The organism is Dongia sp., from assembly GCF_041905885.1.
Classification (GTDB): Bacteria; Pseudomonadota; Alphaproteobacteria; order Dongiales; family Dongiaceae; genus Dongia.
The window spans coordinates 130,016-155,416 of the sequence record NZ_JAYRKD010000008.1 but is presented as its reverse complement, the minus strand read 5'-3'; the positions used below and the strand labels follow the sequence as shown (position 1 = coordinate 155,416).

Sequence of the window (25,401 nt, the reverse complement as noted above, 5' to 3'; positions counted from 1 at the left end):
CCGGGGATCGAAGGAGGAGACCGCGATGAAATCGGCCGCCCTTGCCAACGATGCCTCCGCGCTCCCGCGCTGCGCCGACATGAAAGAAGTCCGCGCCGAGATCGATGCCATCGACCGGCGCATGGTCGCCCTGATCGCCGAGCGGCTCCATTACATCGACGAAGCCGCGCGGATCAAAGCCGACCGCGACACCGTTCGCGACGACGCGCGGGTGGCCGACGTGCTCGCCAAGGTGCGGGCCGAGGCGCTGCGTCTCGGCTGCGATCCGGAAGTCGTCGTCGCCGCCTACCGGGCGCTTGTCGAAGCCTCGATCGCGCACGAGTTCACCGCCTTCGACGCCAAGCGCCGCTAGGGGTTTAGCGTAAAATTCTCTTGCGGGGCGGGTCGATTTCCCGTAACGGGACCCCTTCTGTCTTACTTAGAAGAGGTGGGGGATGACCGCCAAGTTCCCGTACAAGGGCCGCATTCTCATGATCGGCTACGGCTCCGTCGGCCGCTGCACCATGCCGCTGCTCGAGCGGCATTTCGACATGCCGATGAGCCGGATCACGGTCGTTGACGCGGTCGACAATTCCGCCGATGCCGCGCGCTTCATTGCCCAGGGCCTGAACTACGTGGTCAATCCGCTGTTCGACCACAACCTGGCGAAGACGCTGGCGAAGTATGTCGGCAAGGGCGACCTCATCCTCAATCTCTCGGTCGAGGTCTCGTCGCTCGCCCTCATCGAGTGGTGCGCAAAGAACGGCGTGCTCTACCTCGACACCTGCATCGAGCCCTGGGCCGGCTATTACGACAACGCCAAGATCCCGGAAGAGGAGCGCACCAACTATTTCCTGCGCCACTCCGCGCTCGAGCTCGGCAAGAAGTTCAGGAAGGGCAGCGCCTCGGCGCTGCTCACCCACGGCGCCAATCCTGGGCTGATCTCGCATTTCATCAAGCAGGCGGTGCTCGACATCGCGAAGTTCCGCGGCCTCGACGCCAAGAAGCCGACCACGCGCGAAGGCTGGGCCAAGCTGATGCAGAGCTGCGGCGTGAAGGTGATCCATGTCGCCGAGCACGACCTGCAGGTCTCCGCCGTGCCGAAGCGGCCGAACGAGTTCGTCAACACCTGGTCGATCCCCGGCTTCGTCGGCGAGGGCTGCCAGCCGGCCGAATTGGGCTGGGGCACCCATGAGAAGAAGCTCCCGGAGAATGCGGTCGAGCACAAAGTCGGCTGCAAGGCCGGCATCTTCCTGCGCCAGCCCGGCTGCATCACCGAGATGCGCTCCTGGACCCCGCATGGCGGGCCGATGATCGCCTACCTCATCACCCACGGCGAATCGATCAGCACGGCGGATTACTTCACCGTCACCGAGAAGGGCAAGCCGGTCTACCGCCCGACCGTCCATTACGCCTACCACCCGTGCAACGACGCGGTCCTGTCGGTGCGCGAGTTCCAAATGAAGAATTTCAAGATGCAGGACGACGTGCGCCTGCTCGGCGAGGAGATCGAGGACGGCATCGACGAGCTGGGCTGCCTGCTGATGGGCGATTTCGGCGCCTACTGGTACGGCTCGCAGCTCTCGATCCACGAGGCGCGCCGGGTCATGGGGCCGGAGTTCAACGCGACTTCGCCTCAGATCGCCTCTCCGGTGCTGGCCGGTGCGATGTGGCTGATCCAGAATCCGGATCGCGGCCTGGTCGAGCCCGAGGACATCGACCACGACTACATCATGGAGATCTGCCGCCCCTATCTCGGCCCGGTGGTCGGCTGCTGGTCGGACTGGACGCCCCTGAAGGACCGCGATGTGCTCTTCCCCGAGCCCAATCTCGACCGCAAGGATCCCTGGCAGTTCGAAAACTTCCGCGTCCGGCGCTGATCTGAGCTAGGCCGGCGGCGCGTCGGGCTTCGCCAGCGCGACCGCCTGCTGCGCCGCGGCCGCGACGCCGGCGCCTTCCGCGACCCGCACGGTCGGTGACGCGAAGCCGATGCCGTTGGCGTCGAAGGCGGTCTTGATCTCCGCCAGCGCCCGACGGCGGATGGTGAACTGCTCGTTCGGCTTGGTCATCATCTTCATCCGGATCTGGATGCCGTAGTCGCCGAACTGCTCGACGCCCTGCATCTTCAAGGGCTCGAGGATATGCGGCTTGAAGTCGGGATCGGCTGCCAGGTCCTTGCCGATCTGCTTGATCAGCTTCTTTGCCTTGGCGAGGTCGCTGTCATAGGTGATCGTGACCATCATCTTGTCGATCACCCAGTCGCGGCTCATGTTTTGCACCGCGCCGAGCTCGCCGAACGGCACCGTGTAGAGCGGCCCGCGGTGGTGCCGGAGCTTCACCGAGCGCAGCGAGAAGGCCTCGACCGTCCCCTTGTAGCTGCCGCTCTGGATGTACTCGCCGACCCGGAAGGCGTCGTCGAGCAGGTAGAAGATGCCGGAGATGACGTCCTTCACCAGGGTCTGCGCGCCGAAGCCGATCGCGACACCGGCGACGCCGGCGCCGGCCAGCAGCGGCCCGATCTCGATGCCCATCGAGGAAAGCACCATCAGCCCGGCCATGGTGAAAAGCACCACGAACAGCACGTTGCGGAGGATCGGCAGCAGCGTCTTCAACCGCGAGCGCTTGGCCGCGGCCGGCAGCCCCTCGCCGCTTCCTTCCTTGATCGTGTAGTCGATCAGCGCGCGGATGATCCGCCAGGCGATGTCGGCGGCGAGGAACAGGATGATCGCGCTGACGATGCCGCGCAGCAGCCTGGTCCCGAGCGTGTCGTTGGCGGTCAGGCTGGTGAGGTCGAAGTGCCAGGCATTGGCCAGCAGCAGCACCGCGCCGATGATCAGCGCGGCGCGCAGGCCGCGCTCGGCCAGGACGCGATAGGCGGTCGCCGCCTGCGTTTCCGGGCCGGCATTCGCCGCCGGCTCCGTCAGATGCGCCGCCGCCTGCCCGGCGATGCGCAACGCGGTCGGCAGCCCGAAGGCGAAGACCGCCAGCCAGAAGGCCGGCATCGCCCCCACCGCCCAGAGCAGCCAGAGCAGCGCGCCGTAAGCCGAGAGCAACAGATTGCTCACGCGGTGGCTTCTCGATGGCAGATTCGAATCACCGGGCCGCCGCCACACCGCCTCGAGCCAGAGCGCCAGCAGTACCAAGCCCAGTGCATAGGCGACCAGCTGCCGTCCGGGATCGGTGAAGCCAAGCCGCATCAGCAGCGCCGCCGTGACCCAGCCGAAGGCGAACCAGCCGACCAAGATCGCGATCCGGCGCGACCAGTGATGCGCTGCGGCGCTGCTCATCGGGACCAGGCGCAGCGGTTCGTCATCGGGCGCGGCCAGGAAGCGGCAGAGCAGGAGTGCCGCCCGCGCCAGCACGAAGACGATGAGATAGCCGGCCAGGATCTCCTGCATCAGCGGCGGCAGGTCGACCAGCGCGAAGATGAGGAAGCTCCCCACCGCGAAAGCCATGAGCTGCACGATGGCGGCTGCGAGGCGGAGCCCCGCGGCCTTCACCCGCGTCGCGGTCTGGCTCTGGCTCTGCATCCATGGCATCAGCCCGAGCGCGGAAGAGTGCAGCAGCCGCTCCGCCAACAGGCCGAGACCGACCGAGAGGCCGACCAGGATGAGCGCATGCCAGAGCCGGCCGCCCTGCAATTCGCCGCCGAGCGTCGCGGCGGCCATGGCGAACTGGCCGGGCAGCTCAGGCCAGGTGCGGACGAGGTTGTCGAAATGCTGATGCAAAGCGCCGATTCGCCTGGCGACATAGCCGGAGGGTGAAGCGGCGGCCTCGGCGGGCGCGGGTTCGGCCGAGGTTACCGCAACGCCCTGCGCCTTCAGCCAGGCCTTGACCTCAGGGTCCTCGAGCAGGCGGATCAGCTCTCGCACCTGCGGCAGGGCGGCTTCCGCATCCGCTGTCTGCGCCGTCGCGGGCAACGCGGTTGAAACGGCCAGCAGCAGGCCCAGGACCGTGATGAAAATCCGCAGCATTGCCACCCCATCGGCCGGCCGGACGCGCCCATCTCATCCTCGCCGGTTCTGGGCGGCGCCACGATGCTGTTACTGTAACCTACGCCGCGCCGGGGCCAACCGGGCCCAAAGGCCCGATCCGAAGCGCGGCGACTCGGGGATTTTTTCCGGTGGGCGTTGGACTTAGCGTGCTTTTCAGGGAAGTTGCAGAGCGACGGGCCTTTGACTATGGTGCCGCCCGCCGAACGGGCCAGCGATCGACCATGGGCCCCGTTCCGGGCCATCCCAGGCATTGGGGCGTAGCCAAGCGGTAAGGCAGCGGGTTTTGGTCCCGCCATCCCAGGTTCGAATCCTGGCGCCCCAGCCATTCCATGGGCCAATTGAGGAGGACAGAAATGTTTGCGCCCAAAACACGGATGTCTGAATCAAAGCGAGCAATGTCTCAAGCATGGCGTGATCCCGTGTCCGGATACCCGGCTAGAGTATCCCGGGTCGGCAGGAGCACGGCCGCGCCATCCCAATAGCGGACTTCGACAAGCCCGGCGGTCGTCCAGGCTCCCTCACATAAGTGCCGAGCAGTCTTGACCGATCCGCTGGCGCCGATACCGGGCATCTCTCGCCACAATCCACCCATCGGATGAGTCGGGGCGGCGCCGGCCTGCAAACGGGTTGCCGCGACGGCAGGTCACCGCAAGGGCAGGGGCAGGGCATGGATCTTTGGGCTATAGATCTCCGTAATCTCAGCAAGACCTTCACCGGCGGCCGCAAGACCCTGGACGATGTCAGCATGCGCATCGGCTCCGGTGAGATGGCGGCGCTGATCGGCGCATCCGCACAGGTGCCGGCGCGGTCAAGATCGGCGGCGACACTGTCCAGTTCGACGGTCGCCTCAGCGACGAGGTCCGCCCATCCGCGGCCGGGTCGGCTTCGTGTCCCAGCAGTTCAACTTGGTCAACCGCCGCTCGGTCATCACCAACGACGGTGACGCCGTCGTTGCGGTTCAGCTCGCTGAGCGACTCCAAGACGCGCCGCGGCCTCGGGATCGAACGAGGCGATCGGCTCGCCGGCCAGGCCTTAGACCCTGGCGCGCGCGATCGGGAGTGAGGTCTCCACCAGCGACTCTCAGCGATTGGACCAATCCGGAGTGTCTATTAGATCTCGAATGCTATTTTCGATTTGTGCCGTGACTCGCGCAAGGCTCGGAGTCCGAGTTGTAGAAGTTCCGGGTCGGTGGGGACGCTGCTGCAGACGACGCTGCCGGTGCGCTGAAACACCGGCGAGCCCCTGTCTCGGCTGAGCTGGCCGCTGCGAACCATCGTGTTGGTCATGCGCAGAGGCGAGTAGGCGCTCCCGCCGGAACGCAGTGTATAGCTCCGTGCGATGCTGCCCAGGCCTACCGCGATACCGGCTGCGAGGTAAGGAAAGGCCTCGTCGTGCCTGTGCTTGAAGATGTCGCCCCAGTCAACATAGACGTAGCCGCGCATGAACTTGCGCGAGCCTTCGCTGAACCGCCACTTATCCGCATCCTCTCCCGAGTAGAGCGTCGTCGCTTCCTGCCCGCGGCTCGCGGGGGAGTCCAGCTCGAGCGGCCGAATGGAAGCCTGGTGGTAAGGCAGCCCCATATGCGGCCTGCAAAAATGCTAGGGGAGGAAATTGGGGCCCGGAAACGAAAGTTTTCGTTCACCTCGATCGGCTTTGTCGATTGGCTCTCAGTAAATCCATCTTCTTGAAGCTGTAGCATTCGGGCGAGCTCTGGCACGCCGAGCGGGCAGCGGCGGTTAACGGCGCAGAAAAGACGTGAGGCCAACCAGCAAAAGTATCGGGCCTTTAGAAAATCTCGGCTAACGCTGCCTCGACCTGAGCCTGCACCCCATCTATCTTCAACTCTATGAATGAGAAGTCGTGCGGAGGGGGTATGCTGTCGTCCAGCCTGAAGCTTTGTCCGAAGGCAGCGCGCAAGCTGATCTTCGATGCATTGACCGGTGCAGGGACGCGTGCGGAGAACGCCGGGTACTTTGCCGATGCCATTCTCGATACCGAGCTCAGCGGGCTGGAGGGTCATGGATTCTATTGGTTGCAGCACTACTGCGAACATGTGCAGAGCGGAAAAGTAGACGGCAAGGCCGTGCCGAAGGTGGCGCGGATATCACCGGTCGCGTTCCGCGTTGATGCACGACGCGGGTTCGCACACCCCGCGATCGAGAAGGGTTTCGCGAAGCTGATTCCCGCGGCCAAGAGGAACGGCATTGCAGGCGTCGCAATTCACAACTCCTACAATGCCGCAACGCTCGGCTATCACACCGGATACCTCGCGAGGAAAGGACTTCTGGCCTTCGGCTTCACCAATGCGACACCGGCAATCGCGCCGGTCGGCGGCCGCAAGCCGGTGATCGGCACCAACCCGATTTCCTTCGCGGTGCCTGGTCGGGCAGGAAAGATCGCCTTCCTGATCGATCAATCCGCTTCGGCGGTGACCTGGACGGCGGTGAAGCTGGCGTCGGAGGAAGGGCGCGAGATCCCGCTGGGCTGGGCGCTCGACGCCAAGGGCCGGCCGACGACCGATCCGACCAGTGGCCTTGCGGGATCGATGGCGCCTGCCGGCGGCTACAAGGGATTCGGCATCGGACTGATCGTCGAAGTGATGTGCGCGGCACTCGCAGGTGCCAGGCGCGGACCAGAGATGGGCTCGTTCATGGCGAATGACGGCAAGCCGATCGGTTGCGGCCAATTCTTCATCGCCATGGATCCTAAGTCCTTCTCGGGAGGGACGTTCAACAGGCAGGTTGCGGCCCTCGCCCGGTCGATCACCGCGCAGTCCGGCGCGCGTCTGCCGAATGCGCAGCGTGCGGCGAACCAGAAACGGCTGGCGAAGGAGGGCTTGTCGATCGATCGCGCGCTCTACGAACGACTGAGCGGATTCGCTGTGAATAGGCGCCGCTAGAAGTCGGTCGCTTCGCCGCCTTCCGCGGTGCGGCGCGCGACGAATGCGTTGATGGCTTCGGCGGCCAGCGGATCGAGAAGCGGCTCTTGGTACTCGGCGAGGGCGCGCTTCCACAAAGTATTCGCTTTCTGTGCGGCCTCAGGCGAACCAGCCGCCTGCCATTGACTGAAGTTGCGCCAATCGGAAATCAGCGGCTGATAGAAAGCGGTCGCATAGCGCTCAAGGGTATGCTTTGCGCCGAAAAAATGGCCACCCGGTCCGACCTCCAGCATCGCGTCCAAAGCCATGGCGCTTTCGTCCACGACCACCGGCTGCAGGAATTCCTGCACCATCTGCAAGAGATCGATGTCGAGTGCGAATTTCTCGTAGGAGGCCGTGAGCCCACCCTCCATCCAGCCGGCGGCATGCACGATGAGATTGCCGCCGCCCATGATTGCGCCCCAGAGCGAGAACACAGTCTCATAGGCGGCCTGGGCATCGACCGCGTTCGCGGCATTGGTGCTCGAGGTTCGATAGGGTAGCCGGTAGCGTCGCGCCAGCTGTCCCGCCGCGATGCAGGCCTTCATGTATTCCGGCGTGCCGAAGGCCGGCGCGCCGGACTTCATATCGACGTTGGACGTGAACGCACCATAGACGAAGGGAGCTCCCGGCCGTGCGAACTGCGACAACGCCAGGCAGGCGAGGGCCTCGGCATTCTGCTCGACCAGCGCGCCCGCCAGGGTGACCGGCGCCATCGCGCCGGCCAGAGTGAACGGGGTCACGACACAGGCCTGGTTGCGGCGCGCCATCTCGATGATACCCATGCCCATCGGCCCGTCGAGCTTGAAGGGGGAGTTGGTGTTGATGACGGTGTAGGCGAAGGGCTCGCGCTCAAATTCCTGTTCAGAAACGCGACAGGAGAGCCGGACGATCTCCAGGCTGTCGAGCAGCCGGGCGCGGCCGGTCGAGTAGACGAAAGGCACCTTGTCGGAACAGCGCACCTTGTTGCGCATCACCTCGAGGTGCCGAATCGAGGCGTGAATATCAAGCGCGTCGACCGAGCCGTCGCCGACTGTGTGGATGCAGTTGAAGAACTGGCAGAGCTTCATGAAGTTGGCGTTGTCTTCCGCACTGCCGGGACGCCGGCCGCGATCGAGGTCGGAGCAGTTGGGCGGTCCGCCGACCGGCGCGAAGGCGATCCATTTTCCGCCGAGCCGCATATCATGCTCGGGGTTGCGCGACCGGATGGTGAACTCGGCCGGCGGCGTGGTCAGCGCCTGCTCGACGATGTCGCGGCCAATCCGCACCCGCTCGCCTTCAACCAGGGCGCCGGCACCGGCGAGGATGTCGCGCGCCTCGGGATGGAGAATCTCCATGCCGATCTTTTCCAGCACCTGCAGCGATTGCTGGTGAATGGTCTCGATCTGATCGTCGGAGAGAATACGCGCGGGCTCCAGCGTCATCTGCGGCTGCGACCAGGGCAGCTGCCGAATCGGCTGGGCGGAAGCCGCGGCGCGGCGTCCTCTTCTTTCGCTGTTCATCGCGGCGCCCCGACCTCGTCGCTAACGGCGCGCAACGCCGCGCCGAGCCGGCGATTGAGATACTTGTAAAAGTCCCAGGTCGGGCCTTCGAGATCCGCGCGGGCCAACGGTCCGGGGCGCTGATGCCGGGAATTCAGGCCCTGCATCAGTCCGACCAGGACCTCCTTGTCCTCTCCCATCGTGCGCTGAAAGAGATCGACCGCCCAGTCGACGCGTTCCTGCGGCCAGTCGGCGCCGAAGAAGATCAGGCCCATCTTGACCCGCACGTGATCGACGGAGTCCGGTTGTACGCAGAGGAACGAGCTGTAGTCGCCGGCGCAACCGATCACCAGTCCCGGCGGGATTGCGGCCATCACGCAGTTGGCGGCTTCGGCATCGGACAAGTCGGGATGGCCGCCCTGCGAGCGCGGCAGGCTGGGGTCGAAGCCGGCGTTGTAGCCGAAATAGGCATCGCCGGGCGGGAAGTGGCTGCACAACCGGCTGGGATTGACCGGATGCAGCGTCTCGCGATGCAGTGGCGTGAGGTGATAACCCTCCATGAAGTTCTCGACCAGGCATTTCCAGTTCACCGGCCAGACCTCGTCGGCGAGGTAGCGCAGCTTCATCTCTTCCAAGTGATAAGGCCTGACCAGCGTCTCCAACTCGGTCAGCATCGGGGCCAGTGGCTGCGGATTGTCGGCGAGGGAGACGAAGATGAAGCCATGCCAGATCGTGCAGGCGAATTCCGGCAGCCGGCAATCGGCACGATCGAAGTCGTCGCGCGGGTCGATGCCCGGCGTCGCAACGAGCCGGCCGAGCGTGTCGTAGGACCAGTTGTGATAGGGACAGAGCAGCAGATGGCGGTTGCCGCTGCCGCTCGCGATCAGCGCGCCGCGGTGACGGCACACATTGGAGAAGGCGCGCAGCTTGCCGTCCTTGCCGCGCATGATGACCACGGATTCCTTCCAGATGCGGAAGACGAAATAGTCGCCGGGCTTTGCGACTTCCTCTTCGCGTCCGACGCAGATCCACTCGCGCAGGAACAGTGACTCCGCTTCGTGGTTCAGCACCCGCGGGTCGGTGTAGAAGGCGCGCGGCATCGACCAGGCGCGTTCGTAGGGGAGCTGGCTGTAGCGAGCCAGCGTTTCGCCGAGATCCCTGATCGCTGCGTCGTTCATCGCGCACTCCCCGACACGCGGCGCCACTTTGAAGTCTGGCAGAGTACCGTGAGCTTTTCTCTGTGTATACGCGAGCCAAACTTCGATACATTCAGTTTTTCTAGGGGGAGTGGACGAGGGGAGCCATGGCCGCGCGATTGCCGCCGCTCAACGCCGTCAAGGCCTTCGAAGCCAGCGCTCGCCTCGGCGGGTTCAGCCAGGCCGCGCGGGAGCTCGGTGTGACCGCTGGCGCGGTCAGCCAACAGGTGAAGCTGCTGGAGGAATTCTTCGCCAAACAGCTCTTCACCCGCCGCAACAACCAGCTGCAGCTGACCGACGCCGGACTTGCGGTCTATGCCGACAGCGCGCAGGTGATCGAGCGGCTGACCGACATGACGCGCCGCCTGCTCGAGGGCAAGGTGCGGTCTCGCTTCGTGATCAGCACCCACGCCTCGGTGGCGGTGCATTGGCTTAATCGCCGGCTGCCGGATTTCCTCGCCGCGGAACCTGACGTGCGCTGCGTGATCCGGGTCGAGGAGGATCCGGTCGATTTCGCGCAGAATCACATCGATCTCAGGATCTGCTACGGTCAGCATCTCTATCCGGAGATGGTGACGCGGTCACTCATTCGCGATGTGGCGACGCCGCTCTGTGCGCCAAGCTTTCTCGCGCGTCGGCGAACGCCGCTCCGCGATCCGCAGGAGATCCAGGACAGCGAGCTCATCCATATCGATTGGGGCGGCAGCTTCGCGTCCTATCCAAGCTGGGCCGAATGGTTCGCCGCAGCCGGGGTTCCGCGCGCGCCGCAGATCGAGCTCGGCCACACCACGCAGATGTCCAGTCTTGCGGTCGATCTTGCGCTGGCGGGCCGGGGCTTCGCCCTCGGCCAACGCTTGCTTGCCCGCGAGGAATTGGCGGATGGCCGGTTGGCGGCGCCGTTCGAGCTCAGCCTCGCGCTCGGCCACGACTACTGCTCGGTCCATCCGCATTCGCGGACCGACAAACGCGTGGTTCGGGCATTTCTCGACTGGGCAAAACGCAGTCTTTAGAGCGTCACGCGTAGAAAAACTATCGGTCAGATACTTTTTGTCCCATTCCAGCGTAGATTTTCTGGAAGTAGAGTGATCGCATTCAACCCCGAGAGGGATCGAATGCGGCACATTCTCGACCTCGATCGCTACCCGATCGACCGCTTGGGGACGCTGGCGGGCGATGATCTGGTGACGGCCTGCCAGGCGGAGCTCGCGCGCGACGGCATGTTCAATCTGCCCGGCTTTGTGCGCCCGGAAATGATCCAGCTTGCGGCGGAACAGCTCAAGCCGCTGATCGAAACCGTCGCCTTCACCCATCGGCGCAGCCACAACGTCTATTTCCGCCGTGAAGTCCCGGGCCTGTCGCCCGGCCATCCGGCGCTGCGCACCTTCGACACGATCAGCCAGACGCTCTGCGGCGATCAGGTTGCGGCCACCCTTATCGGCCGGATCTACGACTGGACGCCGCTCGCCGATTTCCTGGCCGCGGTGATGGAGAAGCCGAAGCTTTATCTCATGGAGGATCCGCTCGCCCGGGTGAACGTCATGGGCTACCGCGACGGCGAGGCGCTGAACTGGCACTTCGACCGCTCGCAGTTCACCACCACGCTGCTCATTCAGGAGCCAAGGTCGGGCGGAGAATTCCAGTACCGCACCGACCTCCGCTCCGACGACGACCCGAACTATGACGGCGTCGTCAAGTTTATCGACGGCCTGGATCCGCTTGTCAGGACTCTGCCGCAGCGAGCGGGTACGCTCAATGTGTTCAAGGGCAAGAACACCGTCCACCGTGTGACCCCGGTCGAAGGCGACCGCGATCGGATCGTGGCGGTCTTCTCCTACTACGAGCGGCCCGGCGTCCTGTTCAGCGCCGAAGAGCGCATCGGTTTCTACGGTCGTCCCGGATAAGGCCGGAGCGGCGATCGATCTCGGGGGAGGTCTTTGGATCGAGTCTTAGGGTCTGGCATCGCGGAGAAGCGTCGCTTCCTCAACCCGCTCGGGGCGGACAAGCCGCTCAAGAGCCCGTTGCCGCGCGAGACCCTCGACCGCGCCCGCACCTATCGCCTGCAGCGCATCCGCCAGCAGCTGGCGCAGCACGACTGCAGCGCCATCCTGCTCTACAATCCGGTCAACATCCGCTATGCGCTCGACACGCCGAACATGCAGCTCTGGACAATGCATGAGACGGTCCGCTACGCGCTGATCTTCCTCGACGGACCGGCGATCATCTTCGAGTTCAAGGGCTGCGAGCATCTCTGCCGCGACCTCCCCGAGGTCGATGAGATCCGCAATTCCCGCTCCTGGCATTACATGTCGCACGGCTATCGCCTGGACGAGCGGGTCGAGCAATGGGCGGACGAGATCGCGGACCTGGTGAAGACCCATGGCGGCGGCAATGCACGCGTCGCCATGGACCGGATCGAGCCGCCGGCCCTCTGGGCGCTCGAGCGGCGGGGCGTTAATTATGTCGAGGGCCAGGAGCTGACCGAGCGGGCCCGTTCGATCAAGAGCGCCGACGAGATGGAGCTGATGCGCTGGGCGATCCGCGTCGCCGAGGCGGCGATGGCGCGGATGCACGAGAACTCGCTGCCCGGCCGGACCGAGCAGGAGATCTGGGCCGAACTCCATTACGAGAACATCCGCTCCGGCGGCGAGTGGTTCGAGACCCGGCTGCTCTCCTGCGGCCCGCGCACCAATCCCTGGTACCAGGAGGCCTCGGACTATGTGTGCAATGAAGGCGAGATGATCTCCTTCGACATCGACATGATCGGTCCCTATGGCTACTGTACCGACTTGTCGCGCTCCTGGACCTGTGGCCACACACCGATGACGGACACCCAGCGCCGGCTATACGCGACCGCGCGTGAGCAGATCGAGCACAACCTCTCTGTTCTGAAGGCGGGGATGTCCTTCCGTGAGTTCACCGACAAGTCCTGGCGCATCCCGGAGAAGCACCAGCCCTATCGCTACACCCTCGCGCTGCATGGCGTGGGCATGGCGGATGAATGGCCGCTGGTGCCGTTCCACACCGACCCGGAGGCAGCCTATGAGGGTGTCTTCGAGGAGAACATGGTGGTCTGCGTCGAGAGCCTGATCGCGGAACACGGCACGGAATCGATCAAGCTCGAGACCCAGGTCCTGCTGACGGAGAAAGGCGCGGAGCGGCTCGATGCCTTCCCGTGGGAGGAGACCTGAACGCGCCACGATCCCAATTGATCAACCGCTGTAAGCCATAACATACGAAGCCAAACAGGGAGCAAGAACATGGCGATCAACTACAAGTACCTCGACGCGTTGCGGCGCCGCCTGCAAGCGCATGAAACGCATCTGATCGAAGGTTTCGTCGCGGGTCGGGTCAGCCGCCGCGACTTCCTGCGCCACGGCAGCCTGCTCGGTCTTTCCCTGCCGGTGCTCGGCGGGGTCGCCGGCATGATGGGCGTGGGGCTCAGCCCGCGGGCGGCGCAGGCCGCGGCGACGGGCGGCAAGCTCCGGATGGGCCAGATCGTGCCGGCCGGCGCGATCGATCCGGTCACCATCGCCGACAATGGCGGCATCGTGACCTTGTCGCAGGTCGGCGAGTACCTCGTCCTCAGCGACAACGACCTCACCGCCAAGCCGATGCTGGCCGAGAGCTGGTCCTCGGACAAGGAGGGCAAGGTCTGGACCTTCAAGATCCGCAAGGGCGTCAAGTTCCACAACGGCAACGAGATGAAGGCTGACGACGTGGTCGCCAGCATCGAGCGGATCGCCGATCCGAAGAACGGATCGAACGCGCTCTCCGCATTGACCGGCTATCTCGGCGCCGGCGGCACCAAGAAGGTCGACGACTACACCGTCGAGTTCCATCTCGACGCCGCCAACGGCAATTTCCCCTACCTGTTGTCGTCGGACAACTACAACGCGATCATCATACCCGCCGACTACAAGGGCGACTTCGAGAAGAGCATGATCGGCACCGGCGCCTTCAAGCTGGAGAGCTATACGCCGAAGGTCGGCGCGGCCTTCGTGCGCAATCCGGATTACTGGGGCGGGCCGGCGCTGCTGGAGCGGGTCGAGATCACCTATTACACCGACTACCAGCCGCAGATCCTGGCGCTGCAGGCCGGCGAGCTCGACGTGATGGAGCAGGCGCCCGTGCTCCAGGCGGTCGGCATCCTCAACGATCCCAACATCAATGTGATCTCGATTCCCTCGACCGCGCATCAGCAGCTCCATATGCGGACCGACAAGCCGCAATTCACCGACCCCCGGGTGCGCCGCGCGATCGCGCTCTGCCTCGACCGCGAGGCGCTGGTCAAAGGCCTGATGAAGGGCCGCGCCCAGAAGGGCAATGACAGCCCGTTTGCCGCGGCTTATCCCTCCACTGATTCCAGCGTGGCGCAGCGCGAGAAGAACATCGCGGAAGCGAAGCAGCTCATGGAAGCCGCCGGCGTCAAAGGCTTCGACGTGACGCTGACCACCGAGAACTATCTCGAGATCCCGCAATACGCCCAGGTCATTCAGAATGCGGTCAAGGAGATCGGCGGCAACATCACGCTCAACATCCTCGACCAGGGCGCCTATTACGGCGATGCGGTCTACGGCAAGTCGCCCTGGCTCGATTCCGACATGGGCATCACCGACTACGGCCATCGCGGCGTGCCGAACGTGTTCCTTTCGGCGCCGCTGCGCAGCGACGGCACCTGGAACTCGGCGCATTTCAAGAATCCGGATTACGATACGCTGGTTTCGAGCTACATCGCCTCACTCGATCTCGAGGCCCAGCGCGCCACGGCCGGGAAGATCCAGAACCTGCTGCTCGACCAATCGCCGGTCCTGTTCGGCTATTTCTACGACTTCCTGGTGCCGACCTTGAAGTCCGTGACCGGGGTGCATCCGACCGCCATGGGCCATGTATTCCTGAGCAAGGCCTCGATCGGGGCCTGACGGCGGACAGGCGCCGCGGACCGTAAGAGACGGTTCGCGGCGCCGGCCTTCCTGCCGTAAGATCGCCGCATGGCGCAGTTCCTGCTGAAACGTCTGTTCCTGCTGCTGGTCACGATCTGGCTGCTGAGCGTGATCGTCTTCGCGGCGGGCCAGGTGCTGCCCGGCAATCTTGGCCGCGCGATGCTGGGGCCCTTCGCGGATCAACGCGCGGTGGACGCCCTCAATCATGAGATGGGCACCGACCGACCCCTGCTGGTCCAATACGGCGACTGGATCGGCAAGCTGGTCCAGGGCGACATGGGGCAGTCTTATGCGTATCGCGCGCCGGTCGCGGGCTTCGTCGGAACGGCATTGCTGCAATCCGCGAAGCTGGCGCTGGTTGCCTTCCTCCTGGTCGTTCCGCTCAGCCTGCTCGGCGGCGTGATCGCGGCGCTGCATGTGGGGCGTCCGCTCGATCGCGTCATCACCACAGTCGGCATGTCAGCGACGATCGTGCCGGAATTCGTTTCCGGCATCGCCTTCATCCTGATCTTCGGTCTCTGGCTGCGCTGGCTGCCGATCTCCGCGACCGCACCGAAGGATGCCGGCCTGCTCATTCAGTTCAAGCATCTGCTGATGCCGTCGCTGCCGCTGGTGCTGATCCTGTTCGGATATATCGCGCGCATGGCGCGCGCCGGCACCGTCGAGGCACTGGATTCCGATTACGCGCGCACGGCGGTCCTGAAAGGGTTACCGCAGCACCTGGTGATCTGGCGGCATATTCTGCGCAATGCGCTGCTGCCGACGATCAGCGTGATCGCCACCCAGACCGCATATCTCATCGGCGGCCTCGTCGTCATCGAGACGCTGTTCCGCTATCAGGGGATCGGCAGCCTGATCTTCACCGCCGCCAACAAGAAGGACTTTCCGATGCTGGAGGCGGGGATCCTGGTGGTCGGCTGCGTCTTCGCGGTTGCCTCGCTGCTAGCGGATCTGCTGTTTGCCTGGCTCAACCCGCGGATCCGCTTCGGAGCGGCAAAGTCATGACCGACGGGACGCTGTCATCGGGCGATGCGGGCGCAATCGGCGCGGTCGCGAGTGAGCGGCGCCAGCGGCTGCGTCAGATCTTCCGGTCGGGCGCATTCCTGGTCGGCATCGTCATCCTGGCGTTCTGGGTGCTCTGTGCGATCTTCGGCCCTTGGGTCGTTCCACATGATCCCTTCGCCGCCGATCCCCTGAATGCGCTGCTGCCGCCGTCCGCCGACCACTGGTTCGGCACCGAGCAACTCGGCCGTGACGTGTTCTCGCGGGTGATCGTCGGCTCGCGCGACATCCTGACGATCGCGCCGCTGGCAACCTTGCTCGGCACCATCGGTGGAACGATTCTCGGCCTGATCATGGGCTATTTCCAGGGCTGGATCGACGAGGCGATCAGCCGCGTGGTCGATGCGCTGCTGGCCTTGCCGACCGTACTGATTGCACTGCTGGCGCTGGTGGCGCTCGGCCCCTCCAAGGTGACGGTCGTTCTGGTCATCGCCTTCACCTTCGCGCCGATCATCGGGCGGACGGTGCGCGCCGCGGTTTTGGTGGAGCGCGAGCTCGACTATGTCTCGGCGGCGGAGTTGCGCCGCGAAGGTGCCTTCTATGTCATGTTTGTCGAGATCCTGCCGAACATCATGCCGCCGATCCTGGTGGAGACCACCGTGCGGCTGGGTTATGCGATCTTCACGGTCGCGACCTTGAGCTTCATCGGCTTCGGCATCCAGCCGCCCTCGCCGGACTGGGGCCTGTCGATCTCGACCAATTACGGCATGATCAGCGCCGGGGCCTGGTGGGCGGTGGCTTTCGACGGGCTCGCCATCGCCTCGCTGGTGGTTGCGGTCAACCTGGTCGCCGACGGAATCCAGGGTGCGTTCGATGGCTGACGGCAGCGTCCTCAAACCCGCCGCCGCCCTGGCCGAGCATGCGCTGGTGTTCGATGCGGTCGACGTTTCCTATCGGGTGCGCGGGTTGCAGCGCAGCGTGCTGCGCCAAGTCTCGTTCGCGATCGGGCGTGGTGAGGCTTACGGCCTGGTCGGTGAGTCCGGCTGCGGCAAGTCGACGGTGGCACTTTCGGCGGTGCGCTACCTGCCGCGGAACGGCATGGTCTCGGCCGGCACCATCAAGGTCAACGGTCGAGACATCGTCACCATGGGCAAGCGGGAGCTCCGCGATCTCCGCCGCACCAGCGTCTCGATGGTCTATCAGGACCCCGGGCGGGCGCTCAATCCGTCGCTCCGGATCGGCCGCCAGGTGGCCGAGGTCTATGAGATCAACGGCCAGGATGCGACGCGCGCGAAAGCGAGTGCTCTGGAGATCCTGGACCGGGTGCAGATCTCCGATCCGCGCCGCGTGGCGGAGCGCTACCCGCATCAGCTTTCCGGCGGGATGCAGCAGCGGGTCGGCATCGCGATGGCGCTGGCCCGCAATCCGGCGCTGCTGATCCTGGACGAGCCGACCACCGGGCTCGATGTCACGGTCGAAGCCGAGGTGCTCGATCTGGTCGAGAAGCTCAGGCGCGAGTTCTCGACCTCGATCCTGTTCATCAGCCACAACCTGGCGATCGTCGCGCGGGTCTGCGAGCGGGTCGGCGTGCTCTATGCAGGCCGGCTGATCGAGGAGGGGCCGACCCGGGAAATCTTCGACCGGCCACGACACCCCTATACCGTCGGCCTGCTGCGCTGCCTCCCGCAGGGCGGCCGCGTGAAGACCGATGGCCCTCTCGAAACGATCCCGGGCTTCCCGCCGTCGCCCGGCAGCGTCCTGCAGGGCTGCACCTTCGCCGAGCGTTGCCAGCTCGCCGACGTGCATTGCCGCGCGGAAGAGCCGCCGATGACTGATCTCGGCGGCCGGCTGACGCGCTGCTATCACCACGCCCTGGCGCCCGACATGCCGCGGGCCGCCGGCGGCGAAGCCGAGGTCGCACCGCCGGTCATCGACGGTGCACCGCTGCTCATGGTCTCGCGCCTGTCCAAGACCTTCGGGTCCGGCGGCCATCAGCTGAAAGCGCTGCAGGACGTCTCATTCGAGTTGCGCAGCGGAGAGACGCTCGGCCTGGTCGGCGAATCCGGCAGCGGGAAGACCACGCTGGCGCGAACCTTGCTCGGCTTGACCGCAGCGGACGCGCCGAGCCGGATCGACCTCGCGGGGCGAAGCCTGGCGCCGCAGGCCAAGGCTCGCAGCCTGGATCAGGCCAAGGCGCTGCAGATCGTGTTCCAGAATCCGGATTCGGCGCTGAACCGCTCGCACACCGTGCGCCGCTTGATCGGCCGCGCCATCGGTCGTCTCGCCCGGCTGGCCGGCAAGGCGCGGGATGAACGGCTCATAGCCCTCACACGGGCAGTCCGCCTGGCCGACCGGTATCTCGGCGCCCGGCCGCGCCAACTCTCTGGCGGGTTGAAGCAGCGCGTCGCGATCGCCCGTGCCTTCGCCGGTGATCCGCAGGTCGTCATCTGCGACGAGCCGACCTCCGCGCTCGACGTTTCGGTACAGGCGGCGATCCTCAATCTGCTGGCCGGACTGCAGGCCAAGCACCGGGTCAGCTATATACTGATCTCACATGATCTCGGGGTGGTGCGATACCTGTCGGACCGGATTGCCGTGCTCTATCTCGGCCGGCTGATGCAAATCGGGCGCGCCGACCGCGTGTTCGACGGGCCGCATCATCCCTACACCGAGGCGCTGCTCTCCGCCATTCCCGACATCAGCGGCAAACCGAAACCGCGCGTTCAGTTGAAGGGCGAGATCCCGAGTGCCGTCAATCCGCCATCCGGCTGCGTGTTCCAGACCCGCTGCCCACACAAGCTCGGCGCGATCTGCGAGCAGCATGAACCGCCGCTGACTGAGTCCGCACTAGGTGAGTTCATCCGCTGCCACATCCCGCCGGAGAAGCTCAGTCGGAAATCCGACTTGTAGTTCTGCCCCGCTGTCAGCTATTGGGCGCAAGGCGGACGTGAGGCATTCGAGACGATTGGAGAGTGGCATGCGAGTGGCGCACGAAAGACACGGCATCGGAGGCCAGGAAGATCAACACGCCGACGCGTCCTAGCAGGTTCCAGATAGCCGGGATTGAAGGCGTTCACCCGGATGTTGCGAGGCGTCCACTCGACGGAAAGCGTCTTCACGAGCATGTCCACGCCGCCCTCGGAGATCAAAAAAAGTCAGATGAATCAAAGCGGCCTGAGATCAATCGCCGAAGCTACTTACGCCCATATCATAAAATCCATCGCCACACCGAACGACAAAGCAACCGCCAGGCCGGCTGGAGCGTTCAGTCTCGACCGACCGGAGAAGCCGGGAGCGACGTCTTGTCACTTGTCGGCGGATTGGAACTTCCGGAAACTCGGTCGAAACAGGGATGGAGGCTCGGATGTTCAAGGTCTTCAAACTCGAGATCGGCGGCGACCAGACGCTGCTTTCCGGCAGTGTCCCCAGCAAGGCGGAAGCGATCACCCTGGCGGAAGCCGAGATCGCGCCCTTCGAATACCGCGGCTACAACGACGAGCATGGCTTCTTCTGGGGCCGCAACGACGACGACCAGAAGCACGTCCGAGTCTGGCTCGAGCGCTGACCCCGGGCCGAGCCGTCTCCTAAGCCACTCCATTGGCTTCGTGATCTGAGCGTGCCGCGCCGTTGCGCGGCGCGACCCTTTCCGTTTGCACCCCCACCCGGCCTCTGATGCCGCGCGCGCCGATCCTGGCGCTCGGCGTTGACAACCCTCCGGCAGCCATGTTTATCTAAACTGGTACGACAACATAATAAGCGTACCAGTGCCGGAGTGCGTTCCGGCGAAGCAATCAAGCGGGAGGACTTATGCGGATTTCCAAACACGCAGCCGTTTTGCTGGCCGGACTGGCCACGGGCCTTGTGGGTGCGCTTTTCGGTGCGGGGGATGCCCGGGCCGAGGGCAAGCTGATCGTCATCATCACGCCGTCGCACGACAACCCGTTCTTCGCGACCGAGGCGATGGGTGCCGAAGCCAAGGCCAAGGAGCTCGGCTATGAGGTCCTGAGCCTGGTCCACGACGACGATGCCAGCAAGCAGAACGAGCTCTTCGACACTGCGATCGCCCGCAAGGCGGCCGCGATCATCCTCGACAATGCCGGCGCCGATGCCACCGTCGCCGCGGTGGAGAAGGCCAAGGCCGCGGGGATCCCGTCCTTCCTGATCGACCGCGAGATGAACAAGACCGGCGTTGCGGTCGCGCAGATCGTCTCCAACAACTACCAGGGCGCCCAGCTCGGCGCGCAGGAGTTCGTGAAGCTGATGGGCGAGAAGGGCACCTATGTCGAGCTGATCGGCAAGGAATCCGACACCAATGCCGGCATCCGCTCCAAGGGTTATCACGACGTCATCGACCAGTATCCGGACCTGAAGCTGGTCGAGGCGCAGAGCGCCAACTGGAGCCAGACCGAGGCCTTTGCGAAGACCCAGGCGATTCTCCAGGCCCATCCGGACATCAAGGGCCTGATCTCCGGCAACGACACCATGGCGATGGGCGCCGCCGCCGCCCTGCAGGCCGCCGGCAAGACCGACGTGATCGTGGTCGGCTTCGACGGCAGCAACGACGTCCGCGATGCCATCGGCAAGAACCAGATCGCGGCCACGGTGCTGCAGCCGGCCTACCGCATCGCCCAGCTCGCGGTGGAGCAGGCCGACCAGTACCTGAAGACCGGCAAGGCCGACAAGCCGGAGAAGCAGTCGATCGATTGCGTGCTGATCACCAAGGACAACGCCGCGAAGCTCGACAATTTCCAGCTCAAGGAATAATGACTCCTCCGTCGGGTTCGGCTGCCGGCTCGCCGGCAGCCGATTCTTTTTCCGAGCGGCCCATGCAGCGATTCAATCGCCGATCCACGCTGACCTTGCTCGCGGCGCTCACGCTGCTGCCGGCCTGCAAGATCGTTCGCAACAAGGACAAGAAGCAGAACGGCGCCGGCAAGGACGGCTTCGACGCCGATGCCTATGTGAACGCCATTTGGGACGAGAAGGTGATGCCGCTGGTCCGCGACCATGCGACCGAGATCACTGCGGTCCTGGACGCGCTGGCCAAGGATGCGGATGCCGCCGGCAAGCGATACGGCAACCGCGCCGAGGCCGAAGGTGCCGCCTGGAACTTCATCGTTCAGGGCAAAGGCAAGGTCACCAAGGCCGACACCGCCTCGCGGCGCGGCATCCTGGTCGTGGCGCTCGACGGCGATCCGGCCGGGCGATCGGTGAGCCTGCAGGTCGGGCCGGTGGTGTTCGGCTCGGCCTTCCGCGACGCGCTGCCCTTCGTCTCCTTCAACGACTTCGTCAACCAGATCGACTTCGCCCAGGTCTCGCGCAAGCTCAATGACCGCGCGACCGAAACCGCGCGTAAGGGCTTCGATCCCGCGCAGGCCGAAGGCAAGACCATCGCCTTTCGCGGCGCCATGGCGAACCCCGCCGGTGGCGAGATCCAAGTCACCGCCGTCACCCTTGAGGCCCCGTGATGACGGGCGAGGTGATCCTGCGGGCCGAGAAGGTAACCAAGGTCTTCCCCGGCACCGTGGCGCTCCAGGACGTCGACTTCGAGATCCGCGCCGGCGCGGTCAACGTGCTGGTCGGCGAGAACGGCGCTGGCAAGTCGACCTTGATGAAGATCCTGGCCGGTGTGGAGCGGCCGAGCTCCGGCCGCCTGCTGCTGGATGGCCGGGAAGTTTTCTTCCATTCCGTCCGCGATGCGGGGCGCCACGGTATCGGCATCATCTTCCAGGAACTGAACCTCTGCCCGAACCTGAGCGTGGCCGAGAACATCTTCATCTCGCATCCGCCCTTGCGCTTCGGCATCGACATCGATGGCAGGCAGCAGGTCGAGGGCGCCCGCGCGCTATTGCAGCGCCTGGAACAGGAGATCGACCCCGAGACCCTGGTCGCTGACTTGCGCATCGGCCAGCAACAGATCGTCGAGATCGCCAAGACCCTGGCCGAGGAAGTCCGGATCCTGATCATGGACGAGCCGACCTCGGCCTTGAGCGCCAACGAGGTCGATGTCCTGTTCCGCGTCATCAACGAGCTGAAGGCCGCCGGTGTCGCCATCATCTACATCTCGCACCGGCTGGAGGAGCTGGGGCGGATCGGCGACACCGTCACGGTGCTGCGTGACGGCCGCCTCCAGGCAACCGCGCCGATGGCCGAGGCGACCATTCCCTGGATCATCGGCAAGATGGTCGGGCCGATGCTCGACGCCGCCACAACATCCGCCGCGCAAGTGGACCTCGCGCCGATGCTGGAGATCGAGGAACTGCGCCTCCCCCGCGCGAGCGGCGGCTTCACCGTCGACCACGTCTCGCTTGCCGTGGCACCGGGCGAGGTGGTCGGCATCTACGGCCTGCTCGGCGCCGGGCGATCGGAGCTGTTCGAATGCCTGATGGGCCTGCAGCCGATGATGAAGGGCGAGATCCGCCTGGACGGCAAGCCGCTGGGCGCACTGCCGCTGGCTGCGCGGATCCGCGCCGGCCTCGCCTTGGTGCCGGAGGATCGGCAGCGCGAGGGCCTTGTGCAGAGCCTGTCCGTCGGCAAGAACCTCACCTTGGCGAGCCTGTGGCGCTTCCTGCGCGGGCTTTCGATCGCGGAGCGGCGCGAGCGCGATGCCGTCGCAGAAATCGTCAAGTCGCTCTGGATCAAGGTTTCCAGCCCGGAGGTCGAGGTCACCGCGCTGAGCGGCGGCAACCAGCAGAAGGTGGTGATCGGCAAGACCCTACTGACCCGCCCCAAGGTTCTGCTGCTGGACGAGCCCAGTCGCGGCATCGACATCGGCGCCAAGGCCGAAGTGTTCCGCACCATGCGCAAGCTGGCGGACGACGGCCTGGCGGTCCTGTTCTCGACCTCGGACCTGATGGAAGTGATGGCGGTCCCGGACCGCATCCTGGTGATGTCGAACGGCAAGCTGACCGGCAATTTCAACCGCGCGGAAGCGACCGAAGAGGCGCTGGTCGCGGCATCGACCCGCAACCTGCGGCGCGGGTCGGCGGCGGCGTGATGGGGGTGGAGACGATGACGGCCCAGAACAAGCCCGGCCTGCAGAAGATTTCGCTGCTGGTCCTGTTGCTGAACGCGCGGACCTTCATCGCGCTGATTGCGGTCTTCGCCTATTTCAGCGCGACGGCGCCGAACTTCCTCGCGCTCTCGACCCAGATCATCGTGGCGAAGCACGTCGCCATCAACGCCTTCCTGGCGATCGGCATGACCTATGTGATCCTGACCGGCGGCATCGACCTCTCGGTGGGCTCGATCGTCGGCGTCGCCGGCATCGTCGCCGGTGGGTTGCTGCATTACGGCCTGCCGATCGACATGCTCGGCATCACCATCTACCCCAACGTGTTCGAGGTCATCCTGATCACCCTGCTGGTCGGCATGGCGATCGGCGCGGTCAATGGCGTCATGATCACGACGCTCAACGTGGCACCCTTCATCGCGACCCTGGGCACGCTCTACATCGCACGCGGCGCGGCGCTGCTGATTTCCGACGGCCAGACTTTTCCCAACCTGGTTGGCGATGCCGATCTCGGCAATACCGGCTTCCCCTTCTTGGGTTCCGGCACCATCCTCGGTCTGCCGGTCTCGGTGATCGGCATGATCGTCCTGGCGCTGGTGATGATCTATGTCACCAAGCGCACGCCCTTCGGCCGCCAGGTCTACGCGGTCGGCGGCAACGAGCGTGCTTCGGAGCTCTCCGGCATCCGCGTCAACCGGGTGAAGCTCATCGTCTATGTCATCTCCGGCTTCTGCGCGGCGCTGGCCGGCCTGGTGGTTGCCTCGGAACTGGTCGCGGCGCACCCGGCCAGCGGCGAATCCTTCGAGCTCAACGCCATCGCCGCCGCGGTGCTGGGCGGCACGTCGCTGGCCGGCGGCCGCGGCAGCATCGGCGGCACGGTGATCGGCGCCTTCGTGATCGGCGTGTTGAGCGACGGCCTGGTCATGCTGGGGGTGAGCTCCTTCTGGCAGATGGTGATCAAGGGCCTGGTGATCGTCGCCGCGGTCGTGCTCGACCAGCTGCAGCGCAAGCTGCAGCGCCGCATGGCGCTCCAGGCGCAGATGGACTGAGCCTATGACCAAGAAGCTCCGTGCGGGCCTGATCGGTTGCGGCTTCTTCGCCCGCAACCATCTCCAGGCCTGGAAGATGATTCGCGAAGTCGAGCTGGTCGCGGTTTGCGACATCGACCGCGACAAGGCCGAAGCCGCCCGCGCCGAGTTCGGTGCCGGCAAGGCCTACAACGATGCCGCGGCGATGCTGCGCGGCGAGCAGCTCGACTTCGTCGACATCGCCACCACCATGGGCTCGCACCGCGCCCTGGGTGAACGCGCGGCGCAGAGCGGGGTGCATGCCATCATCCAAAAACCGCTGGCGCCGAGCTGGGAAGACTGTGTCGCCATCGCCGATGCCTTCCACCGGGCCGGGCGGCGCCTGATGGTGCACGAGAACTTCCGCTTCCAGACCCCGATCCTCGCCGTGCGCCGGGCGCTGGCGGAGGGGAAGATCGGCAAGCCGCATTTCGCGCAAGTCTCCTTTCGCAGCGGCTTCGACGTCTATGCGGCGCAGCCCTATCTCGCCAAGGAAGACCGCTTCATCCTGCTCGATCTCGGCATCCATCTCCTGGACATCCTGCGCTCCCTGATGGGCGAGGTTGTCGCGGTGCAGTGCCAGACCCAGCGCATCAACCCGAAGATCCAGGGCGAGGATGTTGCGACCGCGCTTTTCCGCCACGAGTCCGGTGCGGTCTCGCTGGTCGATTGCAGCTACGCCTCCAAGGTGGAACCCGATCCTTTTCCGCAGACACTGCTGAAGGTCGAAGGCAACCAGGGCTCGCTCGAACTCCTGGCCGATTATCGCCTGCGCATCGTCTCCGGCGGCAGGGTCAACGAGAGTTCGGAGGAACCGAACCTGCTGCCTTGGGCGGAGAAGCCCTGGCATGGGCTGCAGGAAAGCGTGCTCAACGCCCAGCTTCATTGGGTCGAGTCGCTGCGCGCCGGGCGCGAAGCGGAGACCTCGGGGGCCGATAATCTCAAGACCTATGCCTTGGTGATGGCCTGTTACGACTCGGCGCGGGGCGGCGCCACGGTCCGGCCGCAGGCCTGGACGCCGCTCTAGTCTCAGACCAGTATGGGCCGGCGAAAGGCTCGAGAAAGGTCCCGGCAGACGATGCAGAGCGACGAGAAGATCCAGCGCCGGAAGCTGTCGGACGAGGTGTTCAACCGCCTGTTCCAGGCGATCGAGGAAGGCGAGCTGCCGCCGGGCAGCCAGCTTCCGTCGGAGCGCGACCTGATGGCGCGTTTCGGCGTCGGCCGGCCGGCAGTCCGCGAGGCCATGCAGGCGCTGGGCAACATGGGCCTGATCGAGATCAGCCATGGCGAGCGCGCCCGGGTCACCCGGCCCAGTGCCGATGCCGTCATCGCCCAGATCGACGGTGCCGCGCGGCACCTGCTCTCGACCTCGCCGCAATCGCTGGAGCATCTGAAGGAGGCGCGCGAATTCTTCGAGGTCGGCATGGCCTTCGAGGCGGCCAAGCGTGCGACCCTGGGCGACATCGAGACCTTGAGGGCGGGGCTCGCCTTGCAGCAGTCGCATTACAACAAGGACCTGAAGGCCTTCGTCGCCGCCGACATGGCCTTCCACACCGCGATCGCCGCGATCACCGGCAACCCGGTCTTCGAGGCGGTCAGCCGCGCCATGCTGCAATGGCTGAGCCAGTACCATTCCGGGGTGCTGCGCTGGAAAGGCCACGAGAACATCACCCTCGAAGAGCACCAGATGGTGCTGGACTGCATCGCCGCCCGGGATCCGGAAGGTGCCGCGAACGCCATGCGTTCCCACCTCCGCCGGTCCCGCAAGATCTACCAGCCCGGGAAGCCCGCGGCTTCCTAGGCTTGTGCCGG

At 65.2% G+C, this 25,401-nt stretch carries 21 protein-coding genes and 1 tRNA gene; 18 read left to right on the top strand and 4 right to left on the bottom strand.

The features are described 5' to 3' along the window. The first annotated feature begins 25 nt into the window (after nt 1–25). Together ACH2CY_RS10865 and ACH2CY_RS10860 are read left to right on the top strand one after the other, a co-directional pair. On the top strand, nt 26–352 hold the full coding sequence (locus ACH2CY_RS10865; RefSeq protein ID WP_395018905.1) for a chorismate mutase: 327 nt from the start codon (nt 26–28) through the stop codon (nt 350–352). An 82-nt stretch (nt 353–434) separates the two neighbouring features. Further along, nucleotides 435–1,859: a homospermidine synthase gene (locus ACH2CY_RS10860; RefSeq protein WP_395018903.1), complete on the top strand. Its 1,425-nt coding sequence runs from the start codon at nt 435–437 to the stop codon at nt 1,857–1,859. A 6-nt stretch (nt 1,860–1,865) separates the two neighbouring features. On the opposite strand, the gene ACH2CY_RS10855 is transcribed toward ACH2CY_RS10860, so the two are convergent. Further along, a complete protein-coding gene (locus ACH2CY_RS10855) occupies nt 1,866–3,953 on the bottom strand; it encodes a mechanosensitive ion channel family protein (RefSeq protein ID WP_395018902.1) in 2,088 nt (695 codons plus the stop codon). 272 nt (nt 3,954–4,225) lie between these two features. On the opposite strand from ACH2CY_RS10855, the gene ACH2CY_RS10850 reads away from it, so the two are divergent. After that, a tRNA-Gln gene (locus ACH2CY_RS10850) sits at nt 4,226–4,299 on the top strand. 784 nt (nt 4,300–5,083) lie between these two features. Here ACH2CY_RS10850 and ACH2CY_RS10845 read toward each other — a convergent pair. Further along, nucleotides 5,084–5,554 carry a hypothetical protein gene (locus tag ACH2CY_RS10845; RefSeq protein ID WP_395018900.1) on the bottom strand — a complete coding sequence of 157 codons (471 nt, stop codon included), beginning with the start codon at nt 5,552–5,554 and terminating at the stop codon, nt 5,084–5,086. A gap of 293 nt (nt 5,555–5,847) precedes the next feature. On the opposite strand from ACH2CY_RS10845, the gene ACH2CY_RS10840 reads away from it, so the two are divergent. Further along, nucleotides 5,848–6,873 (top strand): Ldh family oxidoreductase, encoded by a 1,026-nt coding sequence (locus tag ACH2CY_RS10840; RefSeq protein ID WP_395018898.1) that lies wholly within the window; start codon nt 5,848–5,850, stop codon nt 6,871–6,873. Here the strand turns inward: ACH2CY_RS10840 and ACH2CY_RS10835 are convergent. Together ACH2CY_RS10835 and ACH2CY_RS10830 are read right to left on the bottom strand one after the other, a co-directional pair. Next, entirely contained in the window at nt 6,870–8,393 is a 1,524-nt protein-coding gene (locus ACH2CY_RS10835) for a trimethylamine methyltransferase family protein (RefSeq protein WP_395018896.1), read from the bottom strand. The genes ACH2CY_RS10840 and ACH2CY_RS10835 overlap by 4 nt on opposite strands. After that, nucleotides 8,390–9,550: an aromatic ring-hydroxylating dioxygenase subunit alpha gene (locus ACH2CY_RS10830; protein ID WP_395018895.1), complete on the bottom strand. Its 1,161-nt coding sequence runs from the start codon at nt 9,548–9,550 to the stop codon at nt 8,390–8,392. The genes ACH2CY_RS10835 and ACH2CY_RS10830 overlap by 4 nt, the downstream gene beginning before the upstream one ends. A gap of 125 nt (nt 9,551–9,675) precedes the next feature. Here ACH2CY_RS10830 and ACH2CY_RS10825 point away from each other — a divergent pair, with 125 nt between their 5' ends. From ACH2CY_RS10825 to ACH2CY_RS10760, 14 genes are all read left to right on the top strand, one after another. Next, nucleotides 9,676–10,578, top strand: a complete 903-nt coding sequence (locus ACH2CY_RS10825; protein WP_395018893.1) for a LysR substrate-binding domain-containing protein — start codon at nt 9,676–9,678, stop codon at nt 10,576–10,578. Nucleotides 10,579–10,650: 72 nt separating this feature from the next. Continuing rightward, on the top strand, nt 10,651–11,469 hold the full coding sequence (locus ACH2CY_RS10820; protein ID WP_395018891.1) for a hypothetical protein: 819 nt from the start codon (nt 10,651–10,653) through the stop codon (nt 11,467–11,469). 33 nt (nt 11,470–11,502) lie between these two features. Continuing rightward, nucleotides 11,503–12,756 (top strand): M24 family metallopeptidase, encoded by a 1,254-nt coding sequence (locus ACH2CY_RS10815; protein ID WP_395018890.1) that lies wholly within the window; start codon nt 11,503–11,505, stop codon nt 12,754–12,756. A 69-nt stretch (nt 12,757–12,825) separates the two neighbouring features. After that, nucleotides 12,826–14,487 (top strand): ABC transporter substrate-binding protein, encoded by a 1,662-nt coding sequence (locus ACH2CY_RS10810; RefSeq protein WP_395018888.1) that lies wholly within the window; start codon nt 12,826–12,828, stop codon nt 14,485–14,487. A gap of 69 nt (nt 14,488–14,556) precedes the next feature. Next, the gene (locus tag ACH2CY_RS10805) at nt 14,557–15,513 is read left to right on the top strand and encodes an ABC transporter permease (protein ID WP_395018886.1); all 957 of its coding nucleotides are present in this window, start codon (nt 14,557–14,559) and stop codon (nt 15,511–15,513) included. Then, nucleotides 15,510–16,391 (top strand): ABC transporter permease, encoded by an 882-nt coding sequence (locus ACH2CY_RS10800; protein WP_395018884.1) that lies wholly within the window; start codon nt 15,510–15,512, stop codon nt 16,389–16,391. The genes ACH2CY_RS10805 and ACH2CY_RS10800 overlap by 4 nt, the downstream gene beginning before the upstream one ends. Further along, entirely contained in the window at nt 16,384–18,420 is a 2,037-nt protein-coding gene (locus ACH2CY_RS10795) for a dipeptide ABC transporter ATP-binding protein (RefSeq protein ID WP_395018882.1), read from the top strand. Before ACH2CY_RS10800 ends, ACH2CY_RS10795 begins: the two co-directional genes overlap by 8 nt. A gap of 454 nt (nt 18,421–18,874) precedes the next feature. Continuing rightward, nucleotides 18,875–19,075, top strand: a complete 201-nt coding sequence (locus ACH2CY_RS10790; RefSeq protein WP_395018880.1) for a hypothetical protein — start codon at nt 18,875–18,877, stop codon at nt 19,073–19,075. Between the two features lie 242 nt (nt 19,076–19,317). Beyond that, nucleotides 19,318–20,274: a D-ribose ABC transporter substrate-binding protein gene (locus ACH2CY_RS10785; protein ID WP_395018878.1), complete on the top strand. Its 957-nt coding sequence runs from the start codon at nt 19,318–19,320 to the stop codon at nt 20,272–20,274. Between the two features lie 62 nt (nt 20,275–20,336). Continuing rightward, nucleotides 20,337–20,978: a DUF2291 family protein gene (locus ACH2CY_RS10780; RefSeq protein WP_395018877.1), complete on the top strand. Its 642-nt coding sequence runs from the start codon at nt 20,337–20,339 to the stop codon at nt 20,976–20,978. After that, nucleotides 20,978–22,507 carry a sugar ABC transporter ATP-binding protein gene (locus tag ACH2CY_RS10775; protein ID WP_395018875.1) on the top strand — a complete coding sequence of 510 codons (1,530 nt, stop codon included), beginning with the start codon at nt 20,978–20,980 and terminating at the stop codon, nt 22,505–22,507. Before ACH2CY_RS10780 ends, ACH2CY_RS10775 begins: the two co-directional genes overlap by 1 nt. Nucleotides 22,508–22,521: 14 nt before the next feature. Continuing rightward, nucleotides 22,522–23,571, top strand: coding sequence for an ABC transporter permease (locus ACH2CY_RS10770; RefSeq protein WP_395018873.1), 1,050 nt, complete (start codon nt 22,522–22,524; stop codon nt 23,569–23,571). A gap of 4 nt (nt 23,572–23,575) precedes the next feature. After that, a complete protein-coding gene (locus ACH2CY_RS10765) occupies nt 23,576–24,616 on the top strand; it encodes a Gfo/Idh/MocA family protein (RefSeq protein WP_395018871.1) in 1,041 nt (346 codons plus the stop codon). Nucleotides 24,617–24,667: 51 nt separating this feature from the next. Beyond that, complete coding sequence (locus tag ACH2CY_RS10760; protein ID WP_395018869.1) at nt 24,668–25,390, top strand: transcriptional regulator NanR; 723 nt, start codon at nt 24,668–24,670, stop codon at nt 25,388–25,390. Nucleotides 25,391–25,401 lie beyond the last annotated feature (11 nt).

Bases quoted from the DNA above. Each gene is read 5' to 3' on its own strand.
- ACH2CY_RS10865 (WP_395018905.1), top strand. From the start codon at position 26: ATGAAATCGGCCGCCCTTGCCAACGATGCCTCCGCGCTCCCGCGCTGC.
- ACH2CY_RS10860 (WP_395018903.1), top strand. From the start codon at position 435: ATGACCGCCAAGTTCCCGTACAAGGGCCGCATTCTCATGATCGGCTAC.
- ACH2CY_RS10855 (WP_395018902.1), bottom strand. From the start codon at position 3,953: ATGCTGCGGATTTTCATCACGGTCCTGGGCCTGCTGCTGGCCGTTTCA.
- ACH2CY_RS10845 (WP_395018900.1), bottom strand. From the start codon at position 5,554: ATGGGGCTGCCTTACCACCAGGCTTCCATTCGGCCGCTCGAGCTGGAC.
- ACH2CY_RS10840 (WP_395018898.1), top strand. From the start codon at position 5,848: ATGCTGTCGTCCAGCCTGAAGCTTTGTCCGAAGGCAGCGCGCAAGCTG.
- ACH2CY_RS10835 (WP_395018896.1), bottom strand. From the start codon at position 8,393: ATGAACAGCGAAAGAAGAGGACGCCGCGCCGCGGCTTCCGCCCAGCCG.
- ACH2CY_RS10830 (WP_395018895.1), bottom strand. From the start codon at position 9,550: ATGAACGACGCAGCGATCAGGGATCTCGGCGAAACGCTGGCTCGCTAC.
- ACH2CY_RS10825 (WP_395018893.1), top strand. From the start codon at position 9,676: ATGGCCGCGCGATTGCCGCCGCTCAACGCCGTCAAGGCCTTCGAAGCC.
- ACH2CY_RS10810 (WP_395018888.1), top strand. From the start codon at position 12,826: ATGGCGATCAACTACAAGTACCTCGACGCGTTGCGGCGCCGCCTGCAA.
- ACH2CY_RS10805 (WP_395018886.1), top strand. From the start codon at position 14,557: ATGGCGCAGTTCCTGCTGAAACGTCTGTTCCTGCTGCTGGTCACGATC.
- ACH2CY_RS10800 (WP_395018884.1), top strand. From the start codon at position 15,510: ATGACCGACGGGACGCTGTCATCGGGCGATGCGGGCGCAATCGGCGCG.
- ACH2CY_RS10795 (WP_395018882.1), top strand. From the start codon at position 16,384: ATGGCTGACGGCAGCGTCCTCAAACCCGCCGCCGCCCTGGCCGAGCAT.
- ACH2CY_RS10790 (WP_395018880.1), top strand. From the start codon at position 18,875: ATGTTCAAGGTCTTCAAACTCGAGATCGGCGGCGACCAGACGCTGCTT.
- ACH2CY_RS10785 (WP_395018878.1), top strand. From the start codon at position 19,318: ATGCGGATTTCCAAACACGCAGCCGTTTTGCTGGCCGGACTGGCCACG.
- ACH2CY_RS10780 (WP_395018877.1), top strand. From the start codon at position 20,337: ATGCAGCGATTCAATCGCCGATCCACGCTGACCTTGCTCGCGGCGCTC.
- ACH2CY_RS10775 (WP_395018875.1), top strand. From the start codon at position 20,978: ATGACGGGCGAGGTGATCCTGCGGGCCGAGAAGGTAACCAAGGTCTTC.
- ACH2CY_RS10770 (WP_395018873.1), top strand. From the start codon at position 22,522: ATGACGGCCCAGAACAAGCCCGGCCTGCAGAAGATTTCGCTGCTGGTC.
- ACH2CY_RS10765 (WP_395018871.1), top strand. From the start codon at position 23,576: ATGACCAAGAAGCTCCGTGCGGGCCTGATCGGTTGCGGCTTCTTCGCC.
- ACH2CY_RS10760 (WP_395018869.1), top strand. From the start codon at position 24,668: ATGCAGAGCGACGAGAAGATCCAGCGCCGGAAGCTGTCGGACGAGGTG.